Consider the following 17,673-nt stretch of genomic DNA (forward strand, 5'->3'; position numbering starts at 1 on the left):
TTTTGGTTAGTGCCTTTTAGCCAAATTTAAGTCTCTTTTTTAATTTTTTAACAAAAAAAAGCGACTCAAAAGAGCCGCTTTTTTCTAACCGAAGTTAAACTCAAATTATTGAGCTTGACCAGGTTGAGCCACTACAGTACGGCTACCAGAAATCGTAGCGAATACGCGACGGTTCATAGCACGGCCTTCTTTAGTGTTGTTGTCAGCGATCGGTTGATCCCACGCGAAACCTTGAGTAGATAAACGAGCTGGGTCAACGTTGTATTCGTTAACAAGTGAAGATTTAACAGAGTTAGCACGAGCTAGTGATAAACGTTCGTTTAGAGCACGTGGACCAGTGTTATCTGTGTGACCTTCGATGTTAGCTGTAGCATTAGGGTATTCACCTAATTTTTCAGCAACTTTAGCGATTTCAGGTTTGTATTGATCTTTGATGTTAGATTTGTTTGTATCAAAGAACACACGAAGTTCCATGTTAAGATCTTCAGTCAACTCTTGAGGAGCTGGAGCAACTGGAGCAACTGGAGCTACAGGAGCAACTTCAACTACAGGAGCAGCAGGTTTCAAGTGACCGCCAAGAACTACGTTAAGACCAGCTAAAGCTGTGTAGTTCCAGAAATCTTCATCAATGTTGTAAGTAGCACGAGCTTCAGTACGTAGAGATAAAGCATCGTTTAAGCGCCAGAAAGCACCTAGACCAGCATTACCCAAAGTACCTTCTTCAGTAGTACCACGGTCAGCACCTAAACCACGAGCAGCAGCTTCGTCAAATTTGTATTTGTAGTGACCAGCACCTAACAATACATATGGCTTAACTTTGCTGTCATAGTTTTTAGTGATCAAATCAGAAGTAGCATAGAAGTTACCGTTGATTTGAGTTTGTTTGTACTCACCCCAATCAGTATCCACATCGCCTTTAACTTGGTTGTATTCAGCTTCGAAACCTAACCATGGAGTTAATTCAACACCAAGTGCTGCACCAACAAACAAGTCGTCTTGTAGCTCTGGACCTTCAGTAAGGTTGCCACGGCTGTTGTTGTGTTCAGAATCTTGGAAAGTGTAACCAAGCATTAATGGAGTAACAGTTACGCCTGCGTTTGCAGCTGCTAAAGGAGCAGCTACGAGCATTGCTAATGCAATACGACTCATTTTCATGGATTTATCCTCCAGAGATAACAATTGTTGTTCAAGCTCAAGCCGAAAAATTGGCTATCCTGAGATAGGCTTTCTTATACCCCAGTTTTTTTTTTAAGCTATTCACGCTGAATCATACAAACACTTTTTTCTTTTTCCAAGTGCTTGATTAATCTAATCAAGTAAATTATTGACAAAATTACTTACAATTTCCGTTGTAATTCGGTAAATTTTTACTCAATTTTGAGCAGTGAATCGCCTATTGTCACTTGCTATTTTCATTTTAACAGCTTTATCTAAAATTGAGTAATAAAATTCTATACTCAAAATTAATATCGCCATTAAAAACACATATAACATTAGACATATAAAAATAATATTAAATTTTGGATTAAATCAATGCTTTACAATAAAGAAACCGGCTTTACGTTATTTGAACTTTTGGTCTCAATTGCGATTATGGTCATTATCGTGACGATAGCTTTACCACATTTCAACAATTTAATGGCGCAGCGAGAAGCGAATAACATCAAATTGACTATTCAGAATCACAATGCATTCGCACGGGCTCAGGCCACTATTTATCATTCCAATATTGTGATTTGTTCTAGTCTTAACTTTAAACTTTGCCAACCTAACAACTGGAACAGTGGTCTGATCATATTTATTGACAGTAATAAAAACCGTCAAGTCGACGCAAATGAAAAAATATTGCTGCAAGATAAACTCAATTTAAAATATGGCGATCTGTCTTGGCGTGGGACTTTACACATTCCGAGCCTAACCTTTCAGGCTAGCTCCGGTTTACCCAATGGTTCAAATGGTAGTTTCTACTACTGTTCGAAATCAACGCTTCAACCGATCCGAGCAGTCTTAAGTCGAATGGGACATTTACGATTTGAAAACCCAACCAGTTGCTAATTTGAGAACCGGTGAGTCCAAAGCAGCCTTTTAAATTTGCTTTATTCCTGTTCAATTTTACTTATACTGCTGACGTATTCAAAAATTAATGTATAAGAAAATGGAGACATGTAATGACTGATATCGTCATCGTGAATGGTGCCCGTACAGCAATGGGTGGTTTTCAAGGGAGTTTAGCCGCTGTCACTGCACCAGAATTAGGCGCAGTTACGATTAAAGCAGCCATCGAACGCGCGGGTTTACAACCGACAGATGTTGAAGAAGTCATTATGGGCTGTGTGCTTCCGGCTGGCCTGAAACAAGGTCCTGCCCGTCAAGCGATGCGTAAAGCCGGTCTTCCAGATTCAACTGGTGCCGTAACCATCAACAAGCTGTGTGGTTCAGGTATGAAGGCCGTGATGCAAGCGGCAGATATGATTAAGGCAGGTTCGGCTCAAGTCGTGGTTGCAGGTGGTATGGAGTCAATGACCAATGCCCCTTATGTTTTGACCAAAGCACGAGCTGGCTACCGTATGGGCCACGGTGACGTTAAAGATCATATGTTCTTAGATGGCCTAGAAGATGCAGAAACGGGCCGACTCATGGGGTCTTTTGCGCAGGATATGGCAAACACAAAAGGCTATACACGTGAACAAATGGATGACTTCGCCATTCGCTCGCTTAAACGTGCGCAAACTGCAATTACTGAGGGATATTTTGCTGACGAAATCGTGCCTGTCACTGTTTCGAGTCGTAAAGGCGATGTGATTATCGATAAAGACGAACAGCCTTTTAACGCTAATATCGAAAAAATTCCAACGCTGCGCCCTGCTTTTGCTAAAGATGGAACGATTACCGCTGCCAATGCCAGTTCTATTTCTGATGGTGCATCTGCTTTAGTTTTAACATCAGCAGATCAAGCTTCAGCAAAAGGTTTAAATCCGCTCGCAAAAATTGTAGCTTATGCATCAAATTCTCAGCATCCGTCCGAGTTTACCATTGCACCTGTAGGCGCAATTCAAAAAGTTCTAGATAAATCGGGTTGGAATGTTGCTGATGTAGATTTATGGGAAATCAATGAAGCCTTTGCGATGGTCACGATGTGCCCTATTGATGAATTTAAATTAGATGCTGAAAAAGTAAATATCAATGGTGGTGCTTGTGCGCTTGGACATCCAGTTGGTTCTACAGGTTCACGCATTATATTAACGCTGATCCATGCATTAAAACGGACAGGTGGTAAACGCGGTATTGCAGCACTGTGTATTGGTGGCGGTGAAGCGACTGCTGTGGCGATTGAATTGCTTTAATGCTCTGCTGACTCCCTTCACAAAGGGCGATTTAGAGGGAATATTCTTTAATCCTCCCCTAACCCCTCCTTTAATAAAGGAGGGAGACTGAAAATCCCTCTGTAAGAGGGATTTTTTATGCTTACATTTTAGACATAAATTGTTCACATACAGCTCAGCCAAGGCTCTTAAAATAAATGTCGACATAATAAAAATGGATGACCACCATGCAGCTCAATCACTACTTGAATTTTCAAGGCAATACCGAGGCAGCCTTTAATTTTTATCGTTCTGTATTTGGTGGAGAGTTCCTCAATGTGATGCGTTATGGTGAAATGCCTGCTGAGGAAGGCATTTCACTATCCGATACAGAACTGCAAAAGATTATGCATATTTCCCTGTCGATCAATGAATTTACCGTGCTGATGGCCTCAGATGTCAACGAACAATTCTGTGCGCAATCCAATCAACCCTTTACAGTAGGCAGCAATCATTATATTTCGATAAATTTAGACAGTAGTGAACAAGCTGAAGCCAAACGACTGTTTGATGGCTTGTCCAAAGGAGGCTCTATAGAAATGCCTCTCAAAAAGACCTTTTGGGGTGCGCTGTATGGCGCATTTACCGATCAGTTCGGTATTAAATGGATGGTCAATTGCCAGCTTAAAAATGAATAATCACTCATTAAAAGTATTTCGATCTATAAAAAAGCCTCCGAATGGAGGCTTTTTTATAGATCAAGGCACTTAAGCACCAGTTTGATAATGCGCTTGCGGAACTGCAGTTGAAGCTTGGTATGGATTGGTAAAATCACCTAAACCAGCAGCAGCTTCAGCAATATCTTTACCTTCTTTCACTACAAAAGTATCGAAACCTGAACGCTTCATGTAGTTCAACACGTCTTTGAATACATCACCTGTCGCACGTAGTTCTCCTTGGAAACCTTGGCGACGTAACAATGCAGCAAATGAGTAACCTCGACCATCGTTAAAACCGGCAAATTCGATGAAAATAGCATCTAACTGGTCAAGCGGGAATTCATTGGTTTCAGGTGAAGCATCCACCGTGACGAAAAGTGCTTTTTTACCAGACACATTCGCAAGTTGATCTAACTGCTCAACTGTTAAAACCACGTCACCTTGTGGCAACACACCATCTTCACCAATGACTTGGTAAGTATTGTCTGCAATCGAGCCATCTTTAGAGAGGACTTGTAGTGCTGTATTAAGCATATGCACGCTCCTTAAATGGTTGGATGCCAACACGGCGGTAAGTATCAATAAACTCTTCGCCTTCTGCACGAAGGTCTAGATAAGTATTTAAGATTTCTTCAATGATGTCTGGTACAACTTCGGCTGCAAATGATGGGCCTAAGATGTCACCAATTGATGCATCATGGTCGGCATTACCACCCAAAGTGATTTGATAGAACTCAGCACCCTTTTTATCTACACCTAAAATACCGATATTACCGACATGGTGGTGACCACACGCATTCATACAACCAGAGATGTTCAGATCCAATTTACCTAAATTGTAAATGGTATCTAAGTCATCAAAACGACGTGTAATGGCTTCAGAAATTGGAATCGATTTCGCATTTGCTAATGAACAGAAATCACCACCTGGGCAGCAAATGATATCGGTTAAGAACCCAATATGCGCACGTGCAAGATTGTGTTGATCAAGGATTTTCCATAGATCAAACAAATCTTTTTGCGGTACATCCACAAGCGCAATGTTTTGCTCATGTGTGGTACGGAACTCACCAAAGGTATATTTGTCAGCCAAGTCAGCAATCAGGTTCATTTCTTCAACAGTCATATCGCCCGGTGCAATACCCGCACGTTTCAAAGAAATCGTAACGATGCGGTAACCTTTGACTTTATGTGCATTGGTGTTGATGTTGAACCATTGTTTAAATTTCGGCTCTGCGGCAAATTGCTCTGCGAAATCTTCATCCGCATAATCTTGGTAATCAAATGGTGTGAAGTTCTCATCCATTTTCGCCAAGGTATCAGCATCGATTTTTAACGTTTTGATGGTATGTGCAAATTCAGCTTCCACTTTCTCTGCAAATACTTCTGGTGTTAATGCTTTCACCAAAATTTTGATACGTGCTTTATATTTGTTATCACGACGACCGTGTAAGTTGTATACACGAAGTACCGCTTCTAAATAAGCAATCAAATCTTCACGTGGCAAGAAGTCACGAATAAAGCTACCAATCACTGGTGTACGGCCTAAACCACCACCAACTTTGATTTTATAGCCAATCTCGCCTGCTTCATTTTTCACGATATACACACCGATATCATGGAAAGACGTTGCCGCACGATCAGTTTCTTCCAGTGCTGAAACTGCAATTTTGAACTTACGTGGCAAGAAAGCGAATTCTGGGTGGAAAGTTGACCATTGACGAATCAATTCACACGTTGGGCGTGGGTCAGCAATTTCACCCGCAACCACACCTGCATATTGGTCAGTGGTTGTGTTACGAATACAGTTACCCGAAGTTTGAATCGCATGCATTTGAACAGATGCGAGCTCTTGTAACATATCAGGCACATTTTCTAGTGCAGGCCAGTTAAACTGAATGTTTTGACGAGTAGATACGTGCGCATAACCACGGTCATAGTCCTGAGCCAATGACGCAATTTTACGTAATTGTTTAGAATTCATCAGGCCATAAGGTACTGCAATACGTAGCATCGGTGCATAACGTTGTACATAAAGGCCGTTTTGAAGACGCAGTGGACGGTATTCATCTTCCGTCAATTTACCTGCTAAATAACGTTCCGTTTGATCACGGAACTGTGCAACACGTTCATTAACCAGTTGCTGGTCAAAATCAGTATATAAATACATGGCGTACAGCTAGTAATTTCTATTATAACAATGCACAGCATAACGAGATTTTATCTATCAAGAAAATGCGTTTTTTACATATTTAATAGCGATTTTATTGATAAGACTGTCGCAATTTCACTGATATAGCGGATTTCGGTCCTTTACTTTTTATTTATTAATATATTGAATTATTTCTCCATTACTTAGCATAAATTTACATAAAGAATTTAAGCCAATAAAAAGCCCGATAAATCGGGCTTTTTATTTAGCGACGTAAAATCACTTATTTTTTATCTGGTAACGCATACGCAACAAGGTAATCACCAAGTTTTGTACCAAATGAACCATGACCACCAGCCATGATCACAACATATTGTTTACCATTTGCTTCATAAGTCATTGGAGTCGCTTGACCACCTGCGGGTAGACGACCTTCCCACAAAGTATCACCATTCGTTACATTGATTGCACGGATATAGTTATCTTGTGTTGCGCCTACAAACATGACATTACCAGCAGTCGAGATTGATCCACCAAGACCCGGTACACCAATTTTCACAGCAGGTAATTGGAACAATTTCGGTAAACTGTCACGAATTGTACCAATACGTTTTTTCCAGACCACTTCATGTGTATTTAAATCTACACCCGCAGTAAAGCCCCATGAAGGTTGTTTACAAGGTAAGCCAAGTGGTGACAAGAATGCTTTGATTTCCACCCCATAAGGTACGCCATACATCGGTTGCACGCCTTGTTCAGTACCCGCACCTTTCGCAGTTTGCTCACGGTTTGGATCTGTAGGAATCAACTTAGTCACAAATGGCAAGCCAATTGGGTTCATCACAGCAACTTGACGGTCTTGGTTCACCGACATACCACCCCATTCAAATACCCCAAGGTTACCTGGGAATACCAATGTGCCATTTTCAGAAGGTGGTGTATAAATACCGTCGTAGTTTAATGATTTGAAATACACACGACACATCAACTGGTCAAACATAGTGGCACCCCACATTTGTTTATCAGTCAATTTATCTTTTGGTGCTAAATCAAAATCAGAGAATGGTTGAGTTGCAGAATAATGCTCACCTTTAGTTTGTGGACCACGTTTTACAGTTTGTGGAACCGCTTTTTCAGTGATTGGCACAATCGCTTTACCGGTACGACGGTCAAGGACGAATGCATTACCTGTTTTGGTTAAGACATAGATCGCAGGAACAGTATTACCTGATTTATCTTTGATATCTGCCAATGAAGGTTGTGATGGTACATCCATATCCCACAAATCATGATGTGTGGTTTGGAAATTCCAAATTAATTTACCTGTTGATGCATTTAATGCCAACATTGAGTTTGCATAGCGTTCATCTAATGGCGTACGGTGACCACCAAAAATGTCTGGTGTGCCTACACCTGTTGGCACATAAACGATGTCAAGTTTTTCGTCATATGCTAAAGGTGCCCATGCATTCGGTGAGGCTACAGAGTATTTTTGACCTTCACCTGGCATGGCATTTGGATCTTGCGCCCCTGTATCAAAGATCCACAATAATTCACCAGTATTAACATCATAACCACGGATGACACCAGATGGCTCTTTAGTCGAGAAGTTATCGGTAGTTGAACCGCCAATCACAATGGTTGTGCCAGTAACCACTGGAGGTGAAGTTGGGATATAACCGCCCGGATACGGATAAGGCATATCTTTTTGTAGATCGACTTCGCCGTTATGACCAAAATCACTACATGCTTTACCTGTGTCAGCATTGACTGCAACCAAACGACCATCATTTACAGGCAAGATCACTTTGCGCGGACATTCAGTTGAAGTCGAGCGTTTGTTCTCTAAGCTTTTTGCAAACTGAGTGGTATTTGCAGCGTCAAAATAAGACACACCACGACATGTTAAATGTTGATAGGTATTGTCCGCTTTAAGCTTAGGATCGAATGCCCATTTTTGTTTACCTGTCGCAGGATCAAGTGCAATTAAACGTTGGTGAGTTGTACACATAAACATGTCATTGCCGACTTTAATCGGAGTGACTTGGTTTGTGGTTTCACCTGAGTCATTTTCTGTTGGTAACTCACCTGTACGGAAAGTCCACGCTACTTCTAAATCTTTAACGTTGTCGCTATTGATTTGGGTGAGTGGAGAATAACGTACACCACCTTGTGTACGACCATAGGCAGGCCAATCTTCAGGAGCAATACCCTCAATCGCTTTGGCTGTTTGAGGTTGTGCATTTTTAATTTCACCGTGAATTTCTTGCGGATCATTAAAAATTGAATAGATCATCACGATAATCGCAATCACCAGTGTGCCTGATAATGTAATTTTCGCAGTTTTGCCATTTTCCATACCGCGTGTCACGGCAGGAATCAGTAACCAAAGGCCCAATAAGCCTAAAATATCAAAACGCGGTGCAAGTGCCCAAAAGTCAGACCCTGCCTCCCAAAGTCCCCAAATCACTGTACCCAGCATCAACGCTGCATAAATGTATAAAGAACTGTTTTGAATTTTTCTTAAGTATATTGCTGAAGCCAGCATTAACAGGCCGGCGATAATGTAGTACCAAGAACCGCCAAGGACTGCCAGCCAGATACCACCAATCAATAGAACTAAGGCGAAAATTGCCATCACAACGACGGTAAATGTTCGCATCCCAGTTCCAGTAGATGGGTTGCTCATGTTGACCACCTCTATTGTCGAATGTTGTATTTGGTGCGTGAAACACATTCAACACACCACCGTTTTTATGTCGCAAAGAGAAGTTGTTACAAAAACAATTCAAGGGAAAATATCGTAATTTTTCTCAGAATTACCGAATTGCTTTTATAAGAACTCTAATTTGACATCAATTAAAATGCTGTTTGAAATTTGATACCGCCGACCCACGCATTCTCACCATTTTTGTAAGCACCGACGTGACGGATATATTGAATATTTGGACGAATAGTCAGCCAGTTTGCCGCATGAATACCGTAGTAAATTTCTGCGTCATACTCTTCACTTTGTAGACCGCGTGCATCAACGCTGTTATTGGCAATATTGGCGTCATTCACATCATCATTAATGCTGATACGTCCTAAGCCAATCGCGATTTCATCCTGAGGACGTGCATCGAATGCGCCTTTGTATACCAAGCCAATGTTTTGCATATCACTCACATTGTTGGTGTCTGAGTCATGCACTGTGACATTTACAAAACCACTCAAACCACGTGAGGCATCGTCTTTGTGTGCTGTCAGTTGTTGTTTCGCCACAATCCAACCACCTTGATGGTGATCTTTTTCATTTATTGGGCTATCAATGACATCGGCATCAGCGGTACTGTAGTAGTAACCTGCACGGTATTCACCCGGAAGCTTTTGTGTCCCCACTTTTGGAGTCCACACTACTTCAGCAGGAATAATCGCACCCTTAGAACCATCGGTACTCAAGTTCCAACCTTTACCACGTTTTAGATTTTCAGGGTTGTATTCATAAACCCCGACTTGTGCGTAGAGTTCAGGCTGAATGTTATATTTCACGCGAGCAGCCCATTGGCTGACTGGCCAGTTGTACCATTGGTCACCGACCCAGTTACCCACTTGTGAACCACAAAGTGCTAAGTTTTGAAAGTCACAGTCAAAGCTGTTGAAATCTTCACCTTCACCAAAACGACCGACTTTAATATCTAATTTTTGGTCTAAGAATTTTTTCTTGATCCAAAAATCAGTCAAACGCCAAGTTTGACCACGACCCCACACTTCTTGTGTTGCACTTAAATGACCATTTAATGCATCTGAAGTTTGAGACAATGAACGACCATTACGTTCAGTGATATTGATTTGCGCTTCGGTATCTTTCCAACCCGCAATTTTTTCTAAATCGAGATGTGCCCCGATCGCGAATTGGTCCGCATATTCAGTGCCATGACTTGAAGCATGCTTTGCATCTAACAAAGTAGCTAATTCGCCACCATAACTAAAACTAAAATCGTAACCTTTCTGTTGAAGCGCTGTTCGTTGACCGTTCCAATCACCGAACATCCATGGGCTTTCAGAACTGAAAGCATCTGCAGTAGTTGCCGCTTGGGTTGCTGAACCCGCAAGCATTATTCCGAGGCTAAGATATAAAGATCCAAGTTTACTCACAGCTATTTTCATTTGGAGACCTATATACCAATTGTGTTAATAGTTCATATAATACTCTCACATTTGTATAATTTATTTATTTTTTTGTTAACAACTCTCAGTATTTACATGAATGTTTATCTAATTAAGAGATTTTAAAGGTTTTATTGTTTAACTTATCACCTTTTTTTATACCATTCATAACCAATTATCCGCACCTAAAGTTTTACCCACATGGGTATAAATCAATGCTGATCTAGAAAATTTAATCGGACATGCCAGTTGAGTTTGTGTCATTGTGTCGCCTTCTTGTAGCGGAACTTCAACACACCAATGCCGCTCTTGGGCCAATTGTGAATTTAGAGCTTCGTCCAAACTTAAAACTGGTTCCACACAGACATCTTGAGAGGCAAAAATCTTTTTCCACTCAGCCCATGTTTTGGTTAGTATTTTTCGGGCAATTGCATGCTTAATTTCAGTTTGGTCTTGCGGATCAAATGACATGCCTTGCGTTGCTAAAGCGGGTAAATCTAGAATTTGCGCCAATCCATGTAAAAACTGTGGCTCCAAACCACCTATAGACAGATAGCGACCATCTTGGGTTCGATAATAGTCATAGAAACTTCCGCCATTCAGATGTGCAGTTTCTGCGGCTGTTACAGCATTGGCAGCCAATACGCCAGCTGCAGCCATATTGTTCAATGCGACGGCACAATCGGTCATGGAAATATCAATATATTGTCCTAAACCGCTACGGTAACGCTCAATCACCGCAGCTAAGATGCCAGTAATTGCATGCATTGATCCACCTGCTACATCGGCGATTTGAATCCCCATCGGTGGCGGGCCACTGTCTTGGCGTCCGCTATGACCTGAAATACCCGATAAAGCCAAGTAATTGATGTCATGCCCTGCACGGTCTTTGTAATGTCCGGTTTGACCATAACCCGTAATCGAGCAATAAATAAGTCGCGGATTAATTTCGGCCAAAACTACATAATCCAAACCCAAGCGTTGCATGACACCTGGACGAAATTGTTCTACCACAATATCAAAATCTGAAATTTTGGCTTTGATCAATTCAATACTTTTCGGATCTTTTAAATCTAATGCGATGGATTGTTTATTGCGATTTAAATAACTATGCGCTGTGGCTTGCCCATTGGCATAAGGTGGCATCAAACGAACTAGATCGGGACGCGTCGGTGACTCAATATGCACAACTTCCGCACCCATGTCAGCCAAATACAAGGTCGCAAATGGCCCTGGGAGTAATGTCGAAAAGTCGAGTACTTTCAATCCTTTTAAAGCAGCTTCCATGGATATTTTTCTCTAATTGTGTAGATTTTTTATCCATGGTAGAAATATAAAATGATTAAAACAATGTCATGTTCAGCCATTTACCTTGATAGTTTCGGCAATTTACCATGTAAAAATGGTAAAACCGCTGTTGTAAATTGCCATGATTTCTTTTTTTAGCGTCATTTAGGTCAAACATTTGTGAACATTAAAGAGACTGAAGGATTAAACATGAGTCGTGATACGATCAGTATCCATTTCGTCAACGCAGCCTTAACTGGTGTGAAACGTCTCGGCATGGATGTCGAAACTTTATTGTCTCATGTTGGCATTGAGGCTGAACTTCTACGCCAACCCAAAGCGCGTATTTCACCTGAACAATACACACGTTTTATTAAAATGTTGTGGATGGTGACTCAAGACGAACATGTCGGTTTTGATATTCAACCGCGCCGCTTGGGTACTTTTGCCATTATGTGCCAATTGATTATTCATGCAAAAACCCTCGGTGATGCACTCGAATTGTCTTCGCAGTTCTACAAACTGTTTGGTGATGAATGGTCGGTGACACTAGAACGTGATAAGCACGAAGCACGTTTAGTTCCTCAAATTCCAAAATCTATGGACCCAGACCATTTCATTACAGAAAGTATGCTGATGATTTGGCATGGTCTCGCTTCTTGGTTGATTGAACGTCGTCTGCCTTTAGAGCGTGTTCACTTCGGTTATGAACGTCCTGAACATGCTGACGAATATGATGCCTTGTTTTTTGCACCTGTCATGCAGTTTGATACACCACGAACTGAAATTACATTTGCAGCGGATTATTTAGATTTACCAATTCGTCAAAACGAAGAAACGCTTGAAGAATTCTTAAAAGCGGCTCCTGCACAGTTATTGGTTAAATTTAAAAATACCAATTCATTAACATCTCGTATCCGTGATGTGCTGAAGAGTCAAATTGGCGAAGAAATGCCAACCTTGAACGATGTTGCTTCAATGCTGTATCTATCGCCGCAAACACTACGTCGTCGTTTAGCCGCTGAAGGTAAGAGCTACCAAGGTGTGAAAGATGCCTTACGTCGTGATGCTGCAATTCACTTATTGCTTAATCCAGACTTAACGCTTGAAGATGTTGCACAGCAAGTCGGTTTTAGTGAAACCAGTACTTTCCACCGTGCATTTAAAAAGTGGACCGGTGTAACACCAGGCCTATATCGCCAATTACATGGTTATCACTAAGCAATATTCAAAAATAGCATTCTCTAAAACCTGATCTCGATCAGGTTTTTTTATTTCGGAAAATCTGCACGTTGTTTTTGACAAAGCAATGGATCGACGGGCGTGATCACGCGTTTGCCATCCTGTATCCGATACATTTCTGCCTTGGTCACATGATCATTTCGATCATACTCACAGGCTAAACCGCCCGTCCCCTCATCTGAGGGATGAATGCCATAGATCATAAAAACATAAAAACCGATCATGCATACAAAACCTAAGCAGCCTACTAGTACTAGCCAAGCCAGACCTTTCAACACTCGCTTCACATTTTTATGCATAAGCAGATCTTCAATATGTACTGAATCGATAGCAACTGATCTTAACCGATCCTCGCTTTCAATATGCAGGTTGATTTTTATCTTATTCAGCAGCAAGCGTTGACCAAAAATATCAAACGACTCGCCCGTTCTCATCATTGCACTAGGTTGATTAATCCGTACACTCAAAAAACCAATAAAAATTTATAGATCATAGGGACAGGATTATGAGCGAGGCTTACATCATTGATGCCATTCGCACACCGCGCGGCAAAGGAAAAAAAGACGGTTCACTACATGCCGTTAAACCGATTAGCCTACTGACCGGTTTATTGAACGAATTACAAAACCGACATCAATTTGACACCGCTGCAGTTGACGACATTGTACTGGGCTGCGTGACCCCCATTGGTGACCAAGGTGCAGACATTGCAAAAACCGCAGCCATTGCAGCAGGTTGGGACAATGATGTGGCAGGCGTACAAATCAACCGTTTTTGTGCATCAGGTTTGGAAGCCGTAAATATGGCTGCACAAAAGGTGCGTTCTGGCTGGGAAGATCTGGTGGTTGCAGGCGGTGTAGAGTCGATGTCTCGTGTGCCGATGGGCAGTGACGGCGGCCCTTGGGCGCTCGATCCTGAAACTAATATGGCTTGTGATTTTATACCACAAGGCATTGGGGCAGATTTAATTGCCACCATTGACGGTTATAGCCGAGCAGATGTGGATGCCTTTGCAGCCAACTCTCAGCAAAAAGCCGCAGCAGCCCAAGCCAAGGGTTATTTTGACCAATCTGTCATTCCGGTTAAAGACAAAGCAGGCGTCACTGTTTTAGCCAAAGATGAATTTATTAAACCAACGACCACAGCAGAAGGCTTAGGCAAACTCAACCCAAGTTTTGCCATGATGGGTCAAATGGGCTTTGATGCCATCGCCTTACAAAAATATCCTGAAGTGGGTGCGGTCAACCATGTACACCATGCAGGGAACTCATCGGGCATCGTAGATGGTGCTGCCGTGGTGTTGCTTGCCTCTGAAAAAGCAGTCAAAGAACAAGGTTTAAAACCACGCGCCAAAGTGCTGGCAACAGCATTGGTAGGTGCTGATCCGACCATTATGCTGACTGGCCCTGCACCTGCTGCACGTAAAGCCTTAGCCAAAGCTGGCTTAACCATTGATGATATTGACCTATTTGAAGTGAACGAAGCTTTTGCAGCAGTCGTGATGCGTTTTATTACCGAACTCAAAGTTGATCCTACCAAAGTTAATGTGAATGGCGGTGCAATTGCATTAGGACATCCGCTGGGTGCAACAGGCGCCATGATTTTAGGCACCCTGATGGATGAACTGGAACGCCAAGGTAAAAAACGCGGTTTAGCAACACTTTGCGTGGGTGGCGGTATGGGCATCGCAACGATTATTGAGTTGGTATAAGGAGAATAAAAATGAGCGCAATTCAATTTGAAAAAAATGCCGACAATATCGTCATTTTAACTTTAGATTCTCCAAACCAATCTGCCAACACCATGAATGCAGATTTCCGTGCTGCACTGGCTGAAACGGTAGACAAACTGCAAGCAGATGAAAATATTGCAGGGATTATTTTCCGTTCCGCAAAAAAAACCTTCTTTGCCGGCGGCGACTTAGACGAACTGATTCAAGCTACACCTGAGCATGCAACTGAATTCTTCAATATGATTGAAGAGATGAAAGCCAAACTACGTTATATCGAAACCCGTGGCATTCCTGTTGTTGCAGCCTTAAATGGCACAGCGCTGGGCGGTGGTTGGGAGTTAGCACTCGGTTGTCATTATCGAATCGCACTGAATGATGCTAAGGCTAAATTTGGCTTACCTGAAGTAACTTTAGGCTTACTGCCGGGCGGTGGCGGTATTGTTCGTATGGTACGTTTATTGGGTCTGCAAAATGCATTTCCGCTCTTGATAGAAGGCAAACAAATTGGTGTCGAAAAAGTCAAATCATTGGGGCTGATTCAAGACACTGCAGATAGCCTTGAAGAATTGATGGACAAAGCCATTGCGTGGGTCAAAGCCAATCCAAAATCACAGCAGCCCTATGATGTAAAAGGCTATAAAATTCCGGGCGGCACACCATCGACTCCAGCGGTGGCGCAAATGCTCGCCATTGCCCCTGCTATGCTGCGTGACAAAACCAAGGGCTGTTACCCTGCGCCTGAAGCTATTATGTCAGCTGCGGTTGAAGGCGCTCAGGTCGATGTTGATACGGCGCTCACGATTGAATCACGTTACTTTACTTACCTTGCAACCGGTCAAATTTCTAAAAATATGATCGGCACCTTTTGGCATGGTCTCAATGCCATTAAGTCAGGTGCAAGCCGTCCAAAAGACGTCGCGAAATGGCAAGCCACCAAAGTTGGTATTTTGGGTGCAGGCATGATGGGTGCAGGCATTGCTTATGCCACAGCATCAAAAGGCATTGCAGTTGTACTTAAAGATATCTCTGTAGAAGCTGCTGAAAAAGGCAAAGCCTATAGCCAAAAACTGCTGGATAAAAAAGTATCTCAAGGCCGTCTAAGCGCAGAAAAACGTGATCAAGTTCTAGGACTGATTCATGCCACTGCAGATGCTACCGAGCTACAAGGCTGTGACTTAATCATTGAAGCGGTATTTGAAAATGTCGAACTCAAAGCCAAAGTGACACAAGAAGCAGAAAGTTACTTGGCAGCCAATGGTGTGATGGCATCCAATACTTCAACCTTGCCAATTTCAGGCTTAGCCAATGCATCTCAAGATCAAGCTAAATTTATCGGTCTACATTTCTTTAGTCCTGTCGACAAAATGCAATTGGTCGAAATTATTAAAGGTAAAAACACATCGGCTGAAACCTTAGCCAAAGCCTATGACTATGTACAGCAAATTGGCAAAACACCAATTGTGGTGAATGACAGCCGCGGTTTCTTTACCAGCCGTGTCTTTGGCACCTTTGTGCAAGAAGGTTTACGTCTACTGTGTGAAGGCGTACACCCTGCCCGCATTGAAATGGCAGCGCTAAAAGCCGGCATGCCTGTAGGTCCATTGGCCATTCAAGATGAAGTGTCTTTAACACTCTCTGAACATGTCGCGGCCGAGACACGTAAAGCCTTGCAAGCTGAAGGCAAAGACCTGCCTCGCTCAGGAGTGGATGACGTGATTCAAACGATGATTCATGAGTTTGGCCGTAAAGGTAAAGCTGCCGGCGCAGGTTTTTATGAATATCCTGAAGGCGGTAAAAAGCACCTCTGGGAAGGCTTGAGTAAATGGCAGAAAGATAATGCTATTTCTGAACAGGAAATGATTGACCGCTTCCTATTTGTACAGTCGCTCGATACGCTACGCTGCCTAGAAGAAGGTGTTTTGGAATCGACTGTCGATGGCAATGTCGGTTCAATCTTCGGGATTGGTTTTGCCCCTTGGACAGGTGGTGCACTTCAATTTTTAAATCAATATGGTTTGGAAAAAGCGCTATTGCGTGCCAATACACTAGAAGCAAAATATGGCGAACGCTTCAAAGCACCGCAATTGCTGAAAGACAAAGTGGCGAAAGCTGAGAAGATTTAATTATTCATTTTGAGCATGCAAATTTTGCTGTTCAATCACATCAAAAGGAGCTTCGGCTCCTTTTAATTTTCCTTCGCATTCGCGTGTTTGCAAACAAGTCTAGATTTTACGCGAACTCTCATCTGTTTTATGTTATAAAGTAACAAGTTTTTTTGATTTCTTTTTATCCGATTGAGTAGCTTGTTATGACTGATCATACTTCTCCTGAAAAATCACCATGGGGCTGGAAAGCACTGATTATCTTCTGTATTTTAGGTGCGCTATTCATGGGTATTTTCTGGCTTGCTGTGACCAATGAACCAGACTATATGCCGAGCCAACAGAAAAAAGACAATACTCAACAGCATGCATTTAAAAATGCCCCTGTGATGTCAGAAGAAGCGTTGAAAAAGGCGCAAGCTGATCAAGCAGCTCGTGAAGCTTCTGCGCCGACTGCAGCAGATATGCATATGACCGAAGAACAACATGCACATATGGATGACATGAGCCCTGAACCTACTGCATCGAATGATCATGGTAACTAAGCTTTGACCCAATCTATGCAAATAAAAAACGCTTAAAATATTAAGCGTTTTTTATTTATAGCTGTCCAATTTTAAGTATTTAAGCCAAAGCCATATACATATCTTGATGCGGAATACCACAATCTAAATATTCATCACCTTCAACAACAAAACCTAAAGCTGCATAAAACGGTATAGCATGCACTTGTGATGATAGTTTTAAATATTCACGTTGCTCTAATTTCGCTTGTTCGATGATAGCTTGCATCAAGATTTTACCAATACCCTGACCGCGATAGGCCTTTAAAACAGCAACACGACCTATACTGTTATTTTTGTAAGCGTCCGCTGAACACACCTTCTGAATTCATCCTATAAGCCTTAATTTAGTCCCCACTTAGAAACAAGTGGGGACTTAAATTTATGACTACAAATCATCAGACATCCATCGCATCTCTTGCGAA

At 42.1% G+C, this 17,673-nt stretch carries 14 protein-coding genes and 1 pseudogene; 7 read left to right on the forward strand and 8 right to left on the reverse strand.

The genetic code is table 11. The features are described 5' to 3' along the window. Window positions 1-105: 105 nt before the first annotated feature. Entirely contained in the window at window positions 106-1,155 is a 1,050-nt protein-coding gene (omp38, locus tag FTT99_RS12390; RefSeq protein WP_180129926.1) for an outer membrane protein Omp38, read from the reverse strand. 378 nt (window positions 1,156-1,533) lie between these two features. Between omp38 and FTT99_RS12395 the strand changes: the two genes are divergently transcribed. The 3 genes from FTT99_RS12395 to FTT99_RS12405 all read left to right on the forward strand — a co-directional run bounded on the left by FTT99_RS12395 (window position 1,534) and on the right by FTT99_RS12405 (window position 4,000). Next, the gene (locus tag FTT99_RS12395) at window positions 1,534-2,055 is read left to right on the forward strand and encodes a GspH/FimT family pseudopilin (RefSeq protein WP_180129929.1); all 522 of its coding nucleotides are present in this window, start codon (window positions 1,534-1,536) and stop codon (window positions 2,053-2,055) included. A gap of 113 nt (window positions 2,056-2,168) precedes the next feature. Beyond that, window positions 2,169-3,344, forward strand: a complete 1,176-nt coding sequence (locus tag FTT99_RS12400; protein WP_180011606.1) for a thiolase family protein — start codon at window positions 2,169-2,171, stop codon at window positions 3,342-3,344. A 206-nt stretch (window positions 3,345-3,550) separates the two neighbouring features. After that, window positions 3,551-4,000 carry a VOC family protein gene (locus FTT99_RS12405; RefSeq protein WP_180129933.1) on the forward strand — a complete coding sequence of 150 codons (450 nt, stop codon included), beginning with the start codon at window positions 3,551-3,553 and terminating at the stop codon, window positions 3,998-4,000. A 69-nt stretch (window positions 4,001-4,069) separates the two neighbouring features. On the opposite strand, the gene FTT99_RS12410 is transcribed toward FTT99_RS12405, so the two are convergent. From FTT99_RS12410 to FTT99_RS12430, 5 genes are all read right to left on the reverse strand, one after another. Further along, window positions 4,070-4,555, reverse strand: a complete 486-nt coding sequence (locus tag FTT99_RS12410; RefSeq protein ID WP_168379542.1) for a DUF934 domain-containing protein — start codon at window positions 4,553-4,555, stop codon at window positions 4,070-4,072. Next, complete coding sequence (locus FTT99_RS12415) at window positions 4,548-6,191, reverse strand: nitrite/sulfite reductase (RefSeq protein WP_078194255.1); 1,644 nt, start codon at window positions 6,189-6,191, stop codon at window positions 4,548-4,550. Before FTT99_RS12415 ends, FTT99_RS12410 begins: the two co-directional genes overlap by 8 nt. Before the next feature lie 265 nt (window positions 6,192-6,456). Next, window positions 6,457-8,862 (reverse strand): glucose/quinate/shikimate family membrane-bound PQQ-dependent dehydrogenase, encoded by a 2,406-nt coding sequence (locus FTT99_RS12420; protein ID WP_180060212.1) that lies wholly within the window; start codon window positions 8,860-8,862, stop codon window positions 6,457-6,459. A 170-nt stretch (window positions 8,863-9,032) separates the two neighbouring features. After that, on the reverse strand, window positions 9,033-10,271 hold the full coding sequence (locus FTT99_RS12425; RefSeq protein ID WP_257229264.1) for a carbohydrate porin: 1,239 nt from the start codon (window positions 10,269-10,271) through the stop codon (window positions 9,033-9,035). Window positions 10,272-10,487: 216 nt separating this feature from the next. Beyond that, complete coding sequence (locus FTT99_RS12430) at window positions 10,488-11,609, reverse strand: CaiB/BaiF CoA-transferase family protein (RefSeq protein ID WP_180102441.1); 1,122 nt, start codon at window positions 11,607-11,609, stop codon at window positions 10,488-10,490. Between the two features lie 210 nt (window positions 11,610-11,819). Here FTT99_RS12430 and FTT99_RS12435 point away from each other — a divergent pair, with 210 nt between their 5' ends. Then, window positions 11,820-12,830, forward strand: coding sequence for an AraC family transcriptional regulator (locus FTT99_RS12435; protein ID WP_078190094.1), 1,011 nt, complete (start codon window positions 11,820-11,822; stop codon window positions 12,828-12,830). A gap of 50 nt (window positions 12,831-12,880) precedes the next feature. Here the strand turns inward: FTT99_RS12435 and FTT99_RS12440 are convergent, their stop codons facing one another. Next, a complete protein-coding gene (locus tag FTT99_RS12440; protein WP_078194284.1) occupies window positions 12,881-13,150 on the reverse strand; it encodes a hypothetical protein in 270 nt (89 codons plus the stop codon). 206 nt (window positions 13,151-13,356) lie between these two features. Between FTT99_RS12440 and FTT99_RS12445 the strand changes: the two genes are divergently transcribed. From FTT99_RS12445 to FTT99_RS12455, 3 genes are all read left to right on the forward strand, one after another. Next, window positions 13,357-14,562 (forward strand): acetyl-CoA C-acetyltransferase, encoded by a 1,206-nt coding sequence (locus FTT99_RS12445; RefSeq protein ID WP_078194259.1) that lies wholly within the window; start codon window positions 13,357-13,359, stop codon window positions 14,560-14,562. 11 nt (window positions 14,563-14,573) lie between these two features. After that, complete coding sequence (locus tag FTT99_RS12450) at window positions 14,574-16,706, forward strand: 3-hydroxyacyl-CoA dehydrogenase NAD-binding domain-containing protein (RefSeq protein WP_180161551.1); 2,133 nt, start codon at window positions 14,574-14,576, stop codon at window positions 16,704-16,706. 185 nt (window positions 16,707-16,891) lie between these two features. Next, a complete protein-coding gene (locus tag FTT99_RS12455) occupies window positions 16,892-17,230 on the forward strand; it encodes a hypothetical protein (protein ID WP_180161553.1) in 339 nt (112 codons plus the stop codon). 79 nt (window positions 17,231-17,309) lie between these two features. Here FTT99_RS12455 and FTT99_RS12460 read toward each other — a convergent pair. After that, window positions 17,310-17,549 (reverse strand): annotated as a pseudogene (locus tag FTT99_RS12460) (GNAT family N-acetyltransferase); the annotation flags it as partial. Window positions 17,550-17,673 lie beyond the last annotated feature (124 nt).

The organism is Acinetobacter sp. YH12040 (genome assembly GCF_013420005.1).
Lineage (GTDB): Bacteria > Pseudomonadota > Gammaproteobacteria > Pseudomonadales > Moraxellaceae > Acinetobacter > Acinetobacter amyesii.

Bases quoted from the DNA above. Each gene is read 5' to 3' on its own strand.
- FTT99_RS12400 (WP_180011606.1), top strand. From the start codon at position 2,169: ATGACTGATATCGTCATCGTGAATGGTGCCCGTACAGCAATGGGTGGT.
- FTT99_RS12440 (WP_078194284.1), bottom strand. From the start codon at position 13,150: ATGCATAAAAATGTGAAGCGAGTGTTGAAAGGTCTGGCTTGGCTAGTA.
- FTT99_RS12445 (WP_078194259.1), top strand. From the start codon at position 13,357: ATGAGCGAGGCTTACATCATTGATGCCATTCGCACACCGCGCGGCAAA.
- FTT99_RS12420 (WP_180060212.1), bottom strand. From the start codon at position 8,862: ATGAGCAACCCATCTACTGGAACTGGGATGCGAACATTTACCGTCGTT.
- FTT99_RS12405 (WP_180129933.1), top strand. From the start codon at position 3,551: ATGCAGCTCAATCACTACTTGAATTTTCAAGGCAATACCGAGGCAGCC.
- FTT99_RS12425 (WP_257229264.1), bottom strand. From the start codon at position 10,271: ATGCTTGCGGGTTCAGCAACCCAAGCGGCAACTACTGCAGATGCTTTC.
- FTT99_RS12410 (WP_168379542.1), bottom strand. From the start codon at position 4,555: ATGCTTAATACAGCACTACAAGTCCTCTCTAAAGATGGCTCGATTGCA.
- FTT99_RS12435 (WP_078190094.1), top strand. From the start codon at position 11,820: ATGAGTCGTGATACGATCAGTATCCATTTCGTCAACGCAGCCTTAACT.
- omp38 (WP_180129926.1), bottom strand. From the start codon at position 1,155: ATGAAAATGAGTCGTATTGCATTAGCAATGCTCGTAGCTGCTCCTTTA.
- FTT99_RS12455 (WP_180161553.1), top strand. From the start codon at position 16,892: ATGACTGATCATACTTCTCCTGAAAAATCACCATGGGGCTGGAAAGCA.
- FTT99_RS12415 (WP_078194255.1), bottom strand. From the start codon at position 6,191: ATGTATTTATATACTGATTTTGACCAGCAACTGGTTAATGAACGTGTT.
- FTT99_RS12450 (WP_180161551.1), top strand. From the start codon at position 14,574: ATGAGCGCAATTCAATTTGAAAAAAATGCCGACAATATCGTCATTTTA.
- FTT99_RS12395 (WP_180129929.1), top strand. From the start codon at position 1,534: ATGCTTTACAATAAAGAAACCGGCTTTACGTTATTTGAACTTTTGGTC.
- FTT99_RS12430 (WP_180102441.1), bottom strand. From the start codon at position 11,609: ATGGAAGCTGCTTTAAAAGGATTGAAAGTACTCGACTTTTCGACATTA.